6 protein-coding genes are annotated in these 15,057 nt (G+C 63.4%); all 6 read right to left on the reverse strand.

All coding sequences use genetic code 11. The annotated features are described in order from the left end of the window. Window positions 1-28: 28 nt before the first annotated feature. Window positions 29-499, reverse strand: coding sequence for a 30S ribosomal protein S7 (gene rpsG / locus AB7M16_RS05460; RefSeq protein WP_018647239.1), 471 nt, complete (start codon window positions 497-499; stop codon window positions 29-31). Between the two features lie 15 nt (window positions 500-514). Next, complete coding sequence (gene rpsL / locus AB7M16_RS05465) at window positions 515-886, reverse strand: 30S ribosomal protein S12 (protein WP_007603006.1); 372 nt, start codon at window positions 884-886, stop codon at window positions 515-517. 884 nt (window positions 887-1,770) lie between these two features. Further along, on the reverse strand, window positions 1,771-3,768 hold the full coding sequence (locus AB7M16_RS05470) for an ABC transporter ATP-binding protein (RefSeq protein WP_453943331.1): 1,998 nt from the start codon (window positions 3,766-3,768) through the stop codon (window positions 1,771-1,773). A 133-nt stretch (window positions 3,769-3,901) separates the two neighbouring features. After that, window positions 3,902-5,956 carry an FAD-dependent oxidoreductase gene (locus tag AB7M16_RS05475; RefSeq protein ID WP_453943332.1) on the reverse strand — a complete coding sequence of 685 codons (2,055 nt, stop codon included), beginning with the start codon at window positions 5,954-5,956 and terminating at the stop codon, window positions 3,902-3,904. A gap of 193 nt (window positions 5,957-6,149) precedes the next feature. After that, on the reverse strand, window positions 6,150-10,346 hold the full coding sequence (gene rpoC, locus AB7M16_RS05480) for a DNA-directed RNA polymerase subunit beta' (RefSeq protein ID WP_172783197.1): 4,197 nt from the start codon (window positions 10,344-10,346) through the stop codon (window positions 6,150-6,152). A 129-nt stretch (window positions 10,347-10,475) separates the two neighbouring features. Continuing rightward, entirely contained in the window at window positions 10,476-14,600 is a 4,125-nt protein-coding gene (rpoB, locus tag AB7M16_RS05485; RefSeq protein WP_124157675.1) for a DNA-directed RNA polymerase subunit beta, read from the reverse strand. Window positions 14,601-15,057 lie beyond the last annotated feature (457 nt).

The following is a 15,057-nucleotide window of genomic DNA, read 5'->3' on the forward strand; positions in this document are numbered from 1 at the left end:
GTTCCTTGCGAGTCCGAGTGTGTCGCCGTTACCAGCGGTAGTGCGAGAAGGCGCGGTTGGCTTCCGCCATGCGGTGCACGTCTTCGCGCTTCTTGACGGCGTTCCCCCGGTTGTTCGATGCGTCCAAGAGCTCCGCCGAGAGCCGCTCGGTCATCGTCTTCTCGTTGCGCTCGCGCGCAGCCGCGATCAGCCAGCGAATGCCGAGAGCCTGACGGCGGGTCGAGCGAACCTCGACCGGAACCTGGTAGGTCGCGCCGCCGACGCGGCGGGAGCGAACCTCGATGGTCGGCATGACGTTCTCGAGCGCCTGCTCGAACACGCCGAGCGGGTTCTGCTTGGTCTTGGATTCGATGATGCCGAACGCACCATAGACGATGCCTTCCGCAACCGACTTCTTGCCGGCGTACATCACCGAGTTCATGAACTTCGTGACGATGATGTTCCCGAACTTCGGATCCGGAAGAACTTCGCGCTTTTCCGCAGAGTGGCGACGAGACATAGGCTTGGTTCCCGCTTACTTCGGACGCTTGGCGCCGTACTTCGAACGACGCTGCTTACGGTTCTTGACGCCCTGGGTGTCCAGAACGCCGCGGAGGATGTGGTAGCGCACGCCCGGCAAGTCCTTGACGCGGCCGCCGCGGATCATGACCACCGAGTGCTCCTGGAGGTTATGGCCCTCGCCGGGGATGTAGCCGATCACCTCGAAGCCGTTGGTCAGGCGCACCTTGGCAACCTTACGAAGCGCCGAGTTCGGCTTCTTCGGGGTCGTGGTGTAGACGCGCGTGCAAACACCACGCTTCTGCGGCGACTGCTGCAGCGCCGGCACCTTCTTGCGCGACTTCTGCACTTCCCGCGGTTGAGCGATCAGCTGGTTGATCGTCGGCATACTGGCCTTCACCCTTTTTCTGCCGCGGCCCCTCTCGGGTCCGCTGTCTTGCCGCGGCCCGTCACCGGGTCCGCAAATTCTGTTCGAGCCAACCCGCCCGAGGAGGCCACCTTGCGCGAAATAACCCGCGCAAAGCGAAATTGCGCCAACCGCTCCATCAACGAGCGGAAAGCGCTTCGACGCCACAGAGGACCGCAGTCTTGAAGCCGTTCAGCTTAGTGCCGCGGCCCGCGCACTGAGGTCATGCATCCGAATTCGATCTCAAGAGAACGTGCTCGAGAGAACTAAAGTCGCACTGGCATTGCCTAGCTATGATCGACAGCGTTTGAGCGGCATTCGTCGAGGTTGGTGCCCGTCTTTGCGACCCCTGGCAGATCTAGTCTTTGGGGATCAACGGGTGGCCCGTTCCGACGCTGGCGATGCTCACCGCCTGTCGTTAAGTGAGGCGCTTTCTATAAGTGAGAATCGGTCAAGTCAAGGTGAAACCACAGTCACAAAGCGCTTCATGCGCTTGCCAAAATCGCTGTTTGCCGCCCTCGCCGCGCCACCCTGATATGGGACCTAAGTCTCCAATTCGCCAGCCCACAAACAATTTATATCCGGACAAAAAGAAACTTTATTATCGGCGTCGAGGGGCTTTTGTGCTCGAAATGCGTTAAGGCGCGTTAATCTCTCCGCGTCGGCAGCAATCCGCGACGAACATCACCATGATCGGCGTGGGGTGGTGCGGTCCGACCGACAACGGCGGTGTCGGCTGCACGCGCTTTTCGACGGCCCGGCCGGTCTGCATGAGAGCCATCTGACCGCGTTTTCGAATCGAAGAACTCGCCGCCAGGTTCGGCCCGCGCGCCACGGACCGGAATCACGGGCTCGCTACAGCCCGGTCAGTCCTCCTCGTCGTCGTCATCGTCGTCATCGTCGCGGTCGTCGGCGGCGTGAGCTGCGGTGCCGTGGGGCTGGTGGATCTGATCGTTCCACAGCTTGCGATAGGTGCCGTTCTTGGCGAGCAGCTCGGCGTGGGAGCCGCGCTCGATCGCCCTGCCCCCTGAAATCACGATGATCTCGTCCATTTCGACCACCGAGGTCAGGCGGTGGGTCGACCAGATCATGGTGCGGCCCTTGGCGACCTTGAGCAGCGTGCGGTTGATCGCGGCCTCGGTGGTCTGGTCCAGCGCCGAGGTGGCTTCGTCCAGCAGCAGCACGGAGGGGTTCCGGATGATCGCGCGCGCGATCGCGATGCGCTGGCGCTGGCCGCCCGACAGCGTATCGCCACGCTCGCCGACCGGCGTGTCGTAGCGCTGCGGCAGGCTCATGATGTAGCGGTGGATCTCGGCCTTCTTGGCGGCCTCCTCCACCTCCTCGTCGGTTGCGCCCTCCTTGCCGAGCCGGATGTTCTCGCGGATCGACATGTTGAACAGCATGTTCTCCTGGAACACCACCGCCATGCTCCGGCGCAGCGAGTCCAGCGTCACCTTGCGGACGTCGACGCCGTCGATGGCGACGCGGCCTTCGTCGGGCACGTAGAGCCGCAGGATCAGATTCAGCAGCGTGCTCTTGCCGGAGCCGCTCGGACCGACGATCGCGATGCGCTTGCCGGCATTGAGCTTGAGGCTGAGATTGTCCAGCACCGGCGTCTGGCTGCCCTCGTACTGGAAGGTGACGTGATCGAAAGTGATGTCGTTGGTGATGCGCGGCAGGTCCGGCGCGCCGGGACGATCGGCCCCGCGGGTTGGCTCGTCGAGCAGTTCCTGAATGTGACGGATCGCGGCGGCCGAGGAGATCGACACCGGGATGAAATGCATCACATGGGCGATGTTGTAGGAGACCTCCCAGAACGCGCTCTCGAAGGTGACGAAGGTGCCGATGGTGATCTGGCCCTTGGTCGCCAGATAGGCGCCGATCGCGAGCACCACGAGGTGCAGGAGGAGCACCGAGATGGTGACCGTCCGCTCCACCATGGTCGAGAGGAATGTGGCCGAGGCAATCCTGTTGCGGGTCTCGTCGTTGCGCAAGGTGAAGAAACCGAACATCTTGCGTTGCAGGCTGAACGCCTTGATCACCGCCTGGGCCGCCACGTTCTCCTGCACCAGGCCGAGCAGCGCCGATTCGTTGAGCTTCTGCTCGTAATTGGCCTGCACCGCCTTCGGCGTCAGGATCCGGGGGCCGATCAGCGTGATCGGGAACACCAGCAGGGCGACGACGGCGAGCTGCCAGTTGAGGAAGACCATCAGGATAATGCCGGCGATCAGTTCCAGGAACGGCAGCGCGGCACTGTTGGCGAACGTCTTGACCGCCCCTTCGAAGGCCGAGAGATCGACCGAGAAGCGCGACAGGATCTCGCCGCGCCTGGTGCGGCCGAAATAGGCCGCCGGCAAATCCTGAACGTGCTCGAACAGGCGCTTGCGGACATCGGAGATGATGCAAGCGGCAAGGCGCGCGTCCCAGCGTTCGTACCAGACCGCAACGATCGAGGTGAAGATGCCGGCGACGGCGAGCACGCCGAGGATCTTGTAGAGCGCCTGAAAATCCTCCTCGCCGAGCGCATCGTCGATCAGGAACTTGAGGCTGAGCGGCATGATGACGTTGAACAACGTCTCGATCACGACGCCGAATGCCACGAATGACAGCATCCGCTTGTAATTGGAGAGATAGGGCTTGACGAACCCGACGATGGTCGCGAGGGCGCCGGCAGCTTCGCGCGCGGTAAAGACGACGAGGTCCTCGTCTTCTTCGTCGTCGTCCTCGAGCTCAAGCTCGTCATCCGCCTCATCGTCGTCGTCCTCGTCGAGGTCCGGCTTGGCGAGGGCAAGCTTGTCGTCGAGCTCGGCCGCTTCTTCCGCGGCGAGCTTCTGTTTGTCGGGCGGGAGGGGTTTGGACGCCATGAAACCAACCGATGCTGACGGCCGGCATGACCGCAGAGAACGCAGGAATAGCGGCAACCGCTATTGCACCGATTCTATGCGATCAGGATGAATTCGGCAAAACAATTGGCGAATTCGTTTCCCTTCCCCAGGACTAGTCCTCGTCCTCGACCTTGTCGAAGAAGGAATAGCGCAAGCTGTCCGCGTCGGCGTACCACTGCCCCGGCCCCTTGTTGGCGGCGAGTGTCGCCTCCCACAGCGCATCGGTGCAATCCTTGCGGTGCATCGACAGGTCGAAGCCGTTGCCGAAGAACAGCTCGGACCATTCCCACCAGGTGCCGAGCTTCTTGACCCCGCGCAGGAGGTCGTAGCGGTCGATCAATGCCGGCGCCATGTCCGAGGTGACGGAGCCGAACACGAGACCGGTCTTGACCACGCGGTTGAACTCGCGGATGGCGCGGACCACCTGCTTCGGGGAAACGTGGCAGAGGCTGGTCTCGAACACGAAGTCGAACGTGCCGTCCTTGAACGGCATGTCGGTGATCGAGCCGAGCTTGTTGTACTTCTTCAGCGCCTTCGGCGTCTTGGCATGGATGACGCGGTTGTTCTCGATTCCCCATGCATCGATGCCGCGATCGCGCAGCGCGCCGACCAGTTCGCCGCTGGCGGAACCCGCGATGAGCAGCTTGGCGCCCGCCGCCTTGCCCCAGACGATGCCGATCAGCTTGGTCAGGTAGTCGGGATCGGTGAAGTGCCGCCACGCCTGGTGATAGGGGCCGAGGCCGCGATAATTCTCGAAATAATCGCGATCGATCTTGTCAGAGAGCGGCTTCTCGCTCTGCGCGCGTTCGCGGCGCAAGCGCATCATCTCGGTCAGGATGATGTCGGTCGCCGCGTCCGAGGAATCGAGCAGGCCGTTCAGCGTCGAATCGAACAGATAGTCGCCGACCACCACGATGCCGGGGTGCTCCTTCGGCTCGGGCCTGTGATTGGTCATGACGTCGCGCACGGGCAAGCCACCAGGCAACGCATTCACCGAGGACAGCCAGCGGTGGATCTTGCCTTCGATGAAGTGCAGACGCGCGTCGCCGAGAGAGGCCGGCAGCGACTTCAGGGCGGCATCGATCAGCTCCTGGTCCGACAGATTGGCAAAAGCCAGCGCGTCGCAGCCGGGAATGAGCCAGTTCAGAACACCATGCTTGCCGACGTCGTGACGTGCGCCCTCGTTGTAGACGCAGCAGCCGCCGAAGGCTTCCGACATGAACCATGCGCCCGGAATCCTGTCGCCCCAGAACGGCTCGTCGAACAGGATCGAGACGCGCAAATAATGCGCGGGCCGGTCGAAGTATGAGACGTGCTTGACCATCGACTTGCGCAGCTGCTCGCCTTCCCACCCCATGGTGGCGAGCCAGGAATGCGGCAAGCAGACCAGCACGAGATCGAAGTCGCGCGTCTCCGGACCCTTGCCGTTCATCATCTTGAGCTGGTAGCGGCCGGTCGGCGCCTTGCCGACGGTGAGCACGCGGTGATTGAGCTGGATGTCGGCATTGACCTCCGACTGCAGGCATTCGATCAGCTGCTCGTTGCCGTTCTGGATGGAATAGAGGCCGATATAGCCGTCGACGTCCATCAGATAGTTCTTGAGCGCGTTGAGGCCGTTGGTGTTGTGGCTTTCGGTCGCGATGTCGGAGCGCGCCATCACCTTGAAGAAGCGCTTTGCGATGGCGTCCTCGACCTCCTCGTCGAGCACCTGCTCGGCCGTCTTGTAGGCCCAGGGATGCTCGTTGTCGTGCGCGCCGACGCCCTCGTAATATTCCACCGGCGACATCACCTCGGCGCAGCGCTTGCGGAAGGCTTCGATCGCGGCCGCAGTCTTGGCGCCGTATTTGCGGCGCATGCCCGGAACGTCGTTGAGCAGCTCACCGCCGAACTGGACCTGCTCGGCATCCATCGGAATGGTCTGCAGGCCGAAATGCTGGATCAGCTCGCGCAAGGGGTCCGGGCCCGTCATCGAGTAGTCGTAGATCTCGGCAACGCCGGCCTCGTACATCGCGGGCGCCGAATCGAACGTGCGCGTGACGATCTTGCCGCCGAGCCGGTCGGAGGCCTCGTAGAGGGTGACGCGGCAGAGGTCGCCGAGCTTGCGCTTCAGGTACCAGGCGCTCATCAGCCCGCCGGGGCCGCCGCCTACGATTGCAAGATCAAGCATGAGAGTTCCGTGGTCTTCCGGCCCTGCCCCCTTCACGGGACCACCGGTCTAAGTCGCCTTAGCAGAAGCGCTTTTGCGGCTGAAGGAAAGATGAACAAAGGGCGATCCTGCATCGCAGCAAGCAAAGAAAGCAGCAAAAAGGCCGGCAAAAGCCGGCCTTTTCATTGTCCTCGGTATTCCTACGGATGAACGATCATTCCGCAGGCGGCAGCGCAGGAAGCTCGGCTTCCGGCGCCGGCGACACGACGGCGGCCTGCTTCTCGCGCTCGTCCAGGATCAGCTTGTCGCGCTTCATGGCGACTTCGCGGATCTTGGCCATGGAGGCGCCGGTGCCCGCCGGGATCAGCCGGCCGACAATGACGTTCTCCTTGAGGCCTTCGAGCGGATCGATCTTGCCGTTGACCGCCGCCTCGGTGAGGACGCGGGTGGTCTCCTGGAACGATGCCGCCGAGAAGAAGGAGCGGGTCTGGAGGCTCGCCTTGGTGATGCCGAGCAGAACCGGCGTTCCCGTGGCGGGCTTCTTGCCCTCTTCCCTGGCCTTCTCGTTCAGCGCGTCGAACTCGATCTTGTCGACCTGCTCGCCGGAGATCATGTCCGTGTCGCCCTGGTCGGTGACTTCCACCTTCTGGAGCATCTGACGGACAATCACCTCGATGTGCTTGTCGTTGATGAGCACGCCCTGCAGCCGGTAGACCTCCTGGATCTCGTTGACCAAATAGGCCGCGAGCTCCTCGATGCCCTTGACCGCAAGGATGTCGTGCGGCGCCGGGTTGCCTTCCACGATGAAGTCGCCCTTTTCGACGACGTCGCCGTCCTGAAGGTGGATGTGCTTGCCCTTCGGGATCAGGTACTCGCGCGGCTCGTCGGTCTTGTCCATCGGCTCGATCGAGATGCGACGCTTGTTCTTGTAGTCGCGCCCGAACCGGATGGTGCCCGCGATTTCGGCGATGATCGCCGCATCCTTCGGGCGCCGAGCCTCGAACAGTTCCGCCACCCGCGGCAGACCGCCGGTGATGTCACGCGTCTTGGCGCTTTCGGTCGAGACACGGGCGAGGATGTCGCCCGGCTGGACCTTGGCTCCGATGTCAACCGAGAGAATGGCGTCGACCGACAGCATGTAGCGGGCGTCGCCGCCACGGGCGAGCTTGAGCACCTTGCCGTCCTTGCCCTTGATCACGATGGCCGGACGCAGGTCCGAGCCGCCGCGCGTCGAGCGCCAGTCGATGACCACGCGCTTGGCGATACCGGTGGCCTCGTCGAGCGTTTCCGAGATCGACTGCCCCTCGACCAGATCCTCGAAGCCGATGGTACCTTCGACCTCGGTGAGCAGCGGACGGGTGTAGGGATCCCACTCGACGATGCGCTGGCCGCGCTTGACCATGTCGCCCTCGTCGACGTGCAGGCGCGAACCGTACTGGATACGGTGCGTCGCACGCTCGGTGCCGTCGGCATCGACGATCGCGACAACCATGTTGCGCACCATCGCGATCAGGTGACCTTCGCTGTTGCGGGCGATGGCCTTGTTCCTGATCACGATCTTGCCGTCGAAGTTGGCTTCGACGAAGGACTGCTCGTTGAGCTGCGCCGCACCGCCGATGTGGAAGGTGCGCATGGTGAGCTGGGTGCCCGGCTCGCCGATCGACTGCGCCGCGATGACGCCGACCGCTTCGCCGTGGTTGACCGGCGTGCCGCGGGCGAGGTCGCGGCCGTAACACTTGCCGCAGATGCCGTTGACGAGCTCGCAGGTCAGTGCCGAGCGGATCTTCACCTCCTGGATGCCGGCCTGATGGATGGCATCCACGTGGCTCTCTTCCATCAGCGTATCGCGCTTGACGATCACCTGGCCGGAGCTGTCACGCACGTCTTCGCAGGCCGTGCGTCCGAGGATGCGCGAGCCGAGCGAGGCGACCACGGTGCCGGCATCGACGATGGCCCGCATCTTGATGCCGAGCTTGGTGCCGCAGTCGCTCTGCGTGATGATGCAGTCCTGCGCCACGTCGACGAGACGACGGGTCAGGTAGCCGGAGTTCGCGGTCTTCAACGCGGTGTCCGCGAGGCCCTTGCGGGCGCCGTGGGTCGAGTTGAAGTACTCGAGCACCGAGAGGCCTTCCTTGAAGTTCGAGATGATCGGCGTCTCGATGATCTCGCCCGACGGCTTGGCCATCAGGCCGCGCATGCCCGCGAGTTGGCGCATCTGGGCCGGCGAACCGCGGGCACCGGAGTGAGCCATCATGTAGATCGAGTTGATGTCGGCGTCGGCTCCGCTCGCCGTCTTCTTGGTGGCGGAGATCTCCTTCATCATCGCCTTGGCGATTTCTTCGGTGGCCTTCGACCAGGCGTCGACGACCTTGTTGTACTTCTCGCCATGGGTGATCAGGCCGTCGTTGTACTGCTGCTCGAAATCCTTCGCCAGCGTACGGGTGGTGTCGACGATCTTCCACTTGCCGTGCGGCACGACCATGTCGTCCTTGCCGAACGAGATGCCGGCCTTGAACGCGTTGTAGAAGCCGAGCGCCATGATGCGGTCGCAGAAGATCACCGTCTCCTTCTGGCCGCAGTGGCGGTAGACCTGGTCGATGACGCCGGAGATCTCGCGCTTGGTCATCAGCTTGTTGATGATCTCGTAGGAGATGCGCGGGTTCTTCGGCAGCAGATTGCCTAGCATGACGCGGCCGGCGGTGGTCTCGATCCAGCGCTTGGAGACCTTGCCGGTCTCGTCCATGCCCTCCCACCGGTACTTGATCTTGGTGTGGAGGTGGATGACCTTCGCGTGCAGCGCGTGCTCGAGCTCGGCCATGTCGCCGAACACCTTGCCCTCGCCGGGCAGGCCTTCGCGCATGATCGAGACGTAGTACAGGCCGAGCACGATGTCCTGCGACGGCACGATGATCGGCTGGCCGTTCGCCGGATGCAGGATGTTGTTGGTCGACATCATCAGGACGCGCGCTTCCAGCTGCGCTTCAAGCGACAGCGGAACGTGCACGGCCATCTGGTCGCCGTCGAAGTCGGCGTTGAACGCGGAGCAGACCAGCGGGTGAAGCTGGATCGCCTTGCCCTCGATCAGCACGGGCTCGAACGCCTGAATGCCGAGGCGGTGCAGCGTCGGTGCGCGGTTGAGCAGCACCGGATGCTCGCGGATCACCTCGTCCAGGATGTCCCAGACCTCGGGCCGTTCCTTCTCGACCAGCTTCTTGGCCTGCTTCACGGTGGTGGACAGGCCCTTGGCGTCGAGCCGCGAATAGATGAACGGCTTGAACAGCTCGAGCGCCATCTTCTTCGGCAGGCCGCACTGATGCAGGCGCAGCTCGGGACCGACCACGATCACCGAACGGCCCGAATAGTCGACGCGCTTGCCGAGCAGGTTCTGGCGGAAGCGGCCCTGCTTGCCCTTGAGCATGTCGGCGAGCGACTTCAGCGGACGCTTGTTGGCGCCGGTGATGACGCGGCCGCGGCGGCCGTTGTCGAACAGCGCATCGACCGCTTCCTGAAGCATGCGCTTCTCGTTGCGGATGATGATGTCGGGCGCGCGCAGCTCCATCAGCCGCTTCAAGCGGTTGTTGCGGTTGATGACGCGGCGATAGAGGTCGTTGAGATCAGAGGTCGCGAAGCGGCCGCCGTCCAGCGGCACCAGCGGACGCAGGTCCGGCGGAATCACCGGGATCACGGTCATGATCATCCATTCCGGCTTGTTGCCGGAATGGCGGAACGCTTCCACGATCTTCAGGCGCTTGGCGAGCTTCTTGTGCTTGATGTCGGAGTCGGTCTCCTGCATCTCGGCACGCAGCGAGGCCTCGAGCTTCTCGAGGTCCATGCCCTTGAGCAGCTCGCGGATCGCCTCGGCGCCGATCATGGCGGTGAAGCTGTCCTGGCCGTACTCGTCCTGGGCCTTCAGATACTCGTCTTCCGACAGCAGCTGACGGTCCTTCAGCGCGGTGAGGCCCGGCTCGAGCACGACGTAATATTCGAAGTAGAGGATCCGCTCGAGATCCTTCAGCGTCATGTCGAGCAGGAGGCCGATGCGAGAGGGCAGCGACTTCAGGAACCAGATGTGGGCGACGGGGGCTGCGAGCTCGATATGGCCCATGCGCTCGCGCCGGACGCGCGACAGCGTGACCTCGACCGAGCACTTCTCGCAGATGATGCCCTTGTACTTCATGCGCTTGTACTTGCCGCACAAGCACTCGTAGTCCTTGATCGGCCCGAAGATGCGGGCGCAGAACAGGCCGTCGCGCTCGGGCTTGAAGGTGCGATAGTTGATGGTCTCCGGCTTCTTGATCTCGCCGTAGGACCAGGACAGAATCTTCTCTGGAGACGCGATCGAGATCCGGATCTGGTCGAAGACCTGAGCCGGCGTCGTCGGGTTGAAGAGATTCATAATTTCTTGGTTCATCGTCTTCTCCTCGCGTGCCGGTCGCCTCCGGCCGCAAATTCGAAAATCACTTCTGCACGGCACTCTGCCCTCAAGGCCTCGGGCGGGGCGCCGATGCCCGGCCGCGAAGGCCGGGCATGACAGGTCGAATTACTCGGCCGCTTCCGACGTCGGCGCTGGTCCCATCTTGGAGTTGTGCAGGTCGACGTTGAGGCCGAGCGAGCGCATTTCCTTGACCAGCACGTTGAACGATTCCGGAATACCGGCCTCGAACGTGTCGTCGCCGCGCACGATCGCCTCGTACACCTTGGTACGGCCGGCGACGTCGTCCGACTTCACCGTCAGCATCTCCTGGAGCGTGTACGCCGCGCCGTAAGCCTCGAGCGCCCACACCTCCATTTCGCCGAAGCGCTGGCCGCCGAACTGCGCCTTGCCGCCCAGCGGCTGCTGGGTGACGAGCGAGTACGGACCGATCGAACGCGCATGGATCTTGTCGTCGACCAGATGGTGCAGCTTGAGCATGTAGATGTAGCCCACCGTCACCTTGCGATCGAACGGATCGCCGGTGCGGCCGTCATAGACGGTCGACTGACCCGAAGCGTCGAGACCGGCAAGCTTCAGCATCTCTTCGATGTCGGCTTCCTTGGCGCCGTCGAACACCGGGGTTGCGATCGGCACGCCGCGGCTGAGGTTATGGCCGAGTTCAAGCAGCTCGTTGTCGTTGAGCGACTTGATCGTCTCGTCCTCGCCGTAGACCTTCTTCAAGGTTTCCTTCAGCGGCTTGATGTCCTGCTTCGACAGGTACGCATCGACGGTCTGGCCGATACGCTTGCCGAGGCCGGCGCAGGCCCAGCCGAGATGGGTCTCGAGGATCTGTCCGACGTTCATGCGCGAAGGCACGCCGAGCGGATTGAGCACGATGTCGGCATGCGTGCCGTCTTCGAGGAACGGCATGTCCTCGATCGGCACGATCTTCGACACCACGCCCTTGTTGCCGTGGCGGCCGGCCATCTTGTCGCCGGGCTGGATCTTGCGCTTCACCGCGACGAAGACCTTGACCATCTTCATCACGCCGGGCGGCAATTCGTCACCGCGCTGAAGCTTCTCGACCTTGTCGAGGAAGCGCTGTTCCAGCCCCTTCTTCGACTCGTCGTACTGCTTCCGCATGGCCTCGATCTCGGCCATCAGCTTGTCGTTCGGCGAAGCGAACAGCCACCATTGCGACTTCGGGTACTCCTCGAGCACCGCACGGGTGATCTTGGTGTCCTTCTTGAAGCCCTTCGGGCCGGCAATGCCCTGCCGCCCCTCGAGCAGCTCGGCAAGACGGTTGTAGACGTTGCGGTCCAGGATCGCCTGCTCGTCGTCGCGGTCCTTGGCAAGGCGCTCGATCTCCTCCCGCTCGATCGCCAGCGCACGCTCGTCCTTGTCGACGCCGTGGCGGTTGAACACGCGCACTTCGACGATCGTGCCCTGCACGCCCGGGGGAACGCGCAGCGAGGTGTCGCGGACGTCGGAGGCCTTCTCGCCGAAGATGGCGCGCAGCAGCTTCTCTTCCGGCGTCATCGGGCTTTCGCCCTTCGGCGTGATCTTGCCGACCAGGATGTCGCCGGCGCGCACTTCCGCGCCGATGTAGACGATACCGGCTTCGTCGAGGTTCTTCAGCGCTTCTTCCGAGACGTTCGGAATGTCGCGGGTGATTTCCTCGGGTCCGAGCTTGGTGTCGCGGGCCATCACCTCGAACTCCTCGATGTGGATCGAGGTGAAGACGTCTTCCTTCACGATCCGCTCGGAGAGCAGGATCGAGTCTTCGAAGTTGTAGCCGTTCCACGGCATGAACGCGACCAGCACGTTGCGCCCCAGAGCGAGCTCGCCGAGATCGGTCGAGGGACCGTCGGCGATGATGTCGCCCTTCTTGACGATGTCGCCGACCTTCACCAGCGGACGCTGGTTGATGCAGGTCGACTGGTTGGAGCGCTGGTACTTCATGAGGCGGTAGATATCGACGCCCGACTTGGTCGGATCGAGATCTTCCGTGGCGCGGATGACGACGCGGGTCGCGTCGATCTGGTCGATCACGCCCGAACGGCGCGCCGCGATCGCAGCGCCCGAGTCGCGGGCAACCACGCCCTCCATGCCGGTGCCGACGAACGGCGCCTCGGCGCGAACCAGCGGCACCGCCTGGCGCTGCATGTTCGAGCCCATCAGCGCGCGGTTGGCGTCGTCGTTCTCGAGGAACGGGATCAGCGCCGCGGCGACCGAAACGAGCTGCTTCGGCGAGACGTCCATGTAGTCGACCTTGTCGGGCGTCATCGGCACGACGTCGCGGGTGCCGCTCGAACGGCAGACCACGAGGTCTTCGGTGAAGCGGCCCTTGGCGTCGACCGGCACGTTGGCCTGGGCCACGGAATAGCGCCCTTCCTCCATCGCCGACAGGTACACGACCTCGTCGGTGACACGACCATCCTTGACCTTGCGATACGGCGTCTCGACGAAGCCGTACTTGTTCACGCGCGCGAAGGTCGCGAGCGAGTTGATCAGGCCGATGTTCGGACCTTCCGGCGTCTCGATCGGGCAGATGCGGCCGTAATGCGTCGGATGCACGTCGCGCACCTCGAAGCCGGCGCGCTCGCGGGTCAGACCGCCCGGTCCGAGCGCCGAGAGGCGGCGCTTGTGGGTGATCTCGCTGAGCGGGTTGGTCTGGTCCATGAACTGCGAGAGCTGCGAGGAGCCGAAGAACTCGCGCACCGCGGCGGCCGCCGGCTTGGCGTTGATCAGGTCCTGCGGCATGACCGTGTCGATGTCGACCGAGGACATGCGCTCCTTGATCGCGCGCTCCATGCGCAACAGGCCGATGCGGTACTGGTTCTCCATGAGCTCGCCGACCGAACGCACCCGGCGGTTGCCGAGATGGTCGATGTCGTCGATCTCGCCCTTGCCGTCGCGCAGATCCACCAGCGTCTTGATGACGGAGAGGATGTCCTCCTTGCGCAGCGTGCGCTGGGTATCGGGCGCATCGAGGTCGAGGCGCATGTTCATCTTGACGCGGCCGACCGCGGAGAGATCGTAGCGCTCGGCGTCGAAGAACAGCGACTGGAACATGGCCTGCGCCGATTCCAGCGTCGGCGGCTCGCCCGGACGCATCACGCGGTAGATGTCGAACAGCGCGTCCTCGCGCGTCATGTTCTTGTCGGCCGAGAGCGTGTTGCGGATGTAGGGGCCGACATTGACGTGGTCGATGTCGAGCAGCGGCAGCTCCTTGTAGCCCTGCTCGTTGAGCGCCTTCATCAGCTTGTCGGTGATCTCCTCACCGGCCTCGGCGTGGATCTCGCCGGTCTTGGGGTTGACGAGATCCTCGGCGACGTAGTTGCCGACCAGCTCCTCATCGGCCATGCGCAGCGCCTTCAGCCCCTTTTCCTGGAGCTGGCGGGCGGCGCGGACGGTGAGCTTCTTGCCGGCCTCGAGCACGACCTTGCCGGTGTCGGCATCGATCAGGTCGTTGACCGTGGAGTAGCCGCGGAAGCGGTTGGCGTCGAACGGAACGCGCCAGCCTTCCTTGGTCCGCTTGTAGAGAATCTTCTTGTAGAACGTGGACAGGATCGCCTCGCCGTCGAGACCGAGGGCGAACATCAGCGACGTCACCGGAATCTTGCGGCGACGGTCGATACGCGCATAGACGATGTCCTTGGCGTCGAACTCGATGTCGAGCCAGGAGCCGCGATACGGGATGACGCGGGCGGCGAACAGCAGCTTGCCCGAGGAATGGGTCTTGCCCTTGTCGTGGTCGAAGAACACGCCGGGCGAACGGTGCATCTGCGAGACGATGACGCGCTCGGTGCCGTTGACGATGAAGGTGCCGTTCATCGTCATGAGCGGAATGTCGCCCATGTAGACGTCCTGCTCCTTGATGTCCTTCACCGACTTCGCGCCGGTTTCCTCGTCGATATCGAACACGATGAGGCGCAGCGTCACCTTGAGGGGCGCCGCGAAGGTCATGCCGCGCTGACGGCACTCGTCGACGTCGTATTTGGGCTGCTCGAACTCGTAGCGGACGAATTCCAGCATCGAGGTGCCCGAGAAGTCGGAGATCGGAAACACCGAGCGGAACACCGCCTGCAGACCCTCGTCGAGACGTCCGCCCTGGGGTTCGTCCACCATCAGGAACTGGTCATAGGACGCCTTCTGAACCTCGATGAGGTTCGGCATCTCGGCGACTTCCTTGATGTGTCCGAAGAACTTGCGAACGCGTTTGCGACCGGTGAATGTCTGCTGCGCCATCGTGGCCTCTCATTTTCGTCGCCCGCCCTGGGCGCACCGTCCGGAACGCGGCTGCCACCGCTTTCCGGGTTGAATTTTCGAACCCGTCTTGGGGGGCCGGAGACGCAGTTTCAGGCGCCGATGTCCTGAATCTGTTCTTCAGACCTTCAAAACGCAAAACGACGCGCGGGGCGCAGATGCGCGCCCGCCCGTCACAACGATCATCTTCACGGACTGCAAAAGCCCGAAATAGCCTGCTCTCCCAACGGCTTACAGGGAAATCCGGCATCCCTGCCCACCGCGCTTTCGTGCTGCCGACCCGATATGGGGCGACAATAGTGCAGATTCGAGGGTCAAACCCTCAAATCCCCACACTTTTTCGTGTTCGGCCCGCGTCGGATCGTTCCGTCGCACGCCTTTTGCATCCGGTCCACCCTCGCGAAGGGGACCAGGATCCCGGGCAGCGCCGTTGCCCGCC

The organism is Bradyrhizobium sp. USDA 372, from assembly GCF_053629095.1.

Bases quoted from the DNA above. Each gene is read 5' to 3' on its own strand.
- AB7M16_RS05470 (WP_453943331.1), bottom strand. From the start codon at position 3,768: ATGGCGTCCAAACCCCTCCCGCCCGACAAACAGAAGCTCGCCGCGGAA.
- rpsL (WP_007603006.1), bottom strand. From the start codon at position 886: ATGCCGACGATCAACCAGCTGATCGCTCAACCGCGGGAAGTGCAGAAG.
- rpoB (WP_124157675.1), bottom strand. From the start codon at position 14,600: ATGGCGCAGCAGACATTCACCGGTCGCAAACGCGTTCGCAAGTTCTTC.
- AB7M16_RS05475 (WP_453943332.1), bottom strand. From the start codon at position 5,956: ATGCTTGATCTTGCAATCGTAGGCGGCGGCCCCGGCGGGCTGATGAGC.
- rpoC (WP_172783197.1), bottom strand. From the start codon at position 10,346: ATGAACCAAGAAATTATGAATCTCTTCAACCCGACGACGCCGGCTCAG.
- rpsG (WP_018647239.1), bottom strand. From the start codon at position 499: ATGTCTCGTCGCCACTCTGCGGAAAAGCGCGAAGTTCTTCCGGATCCG.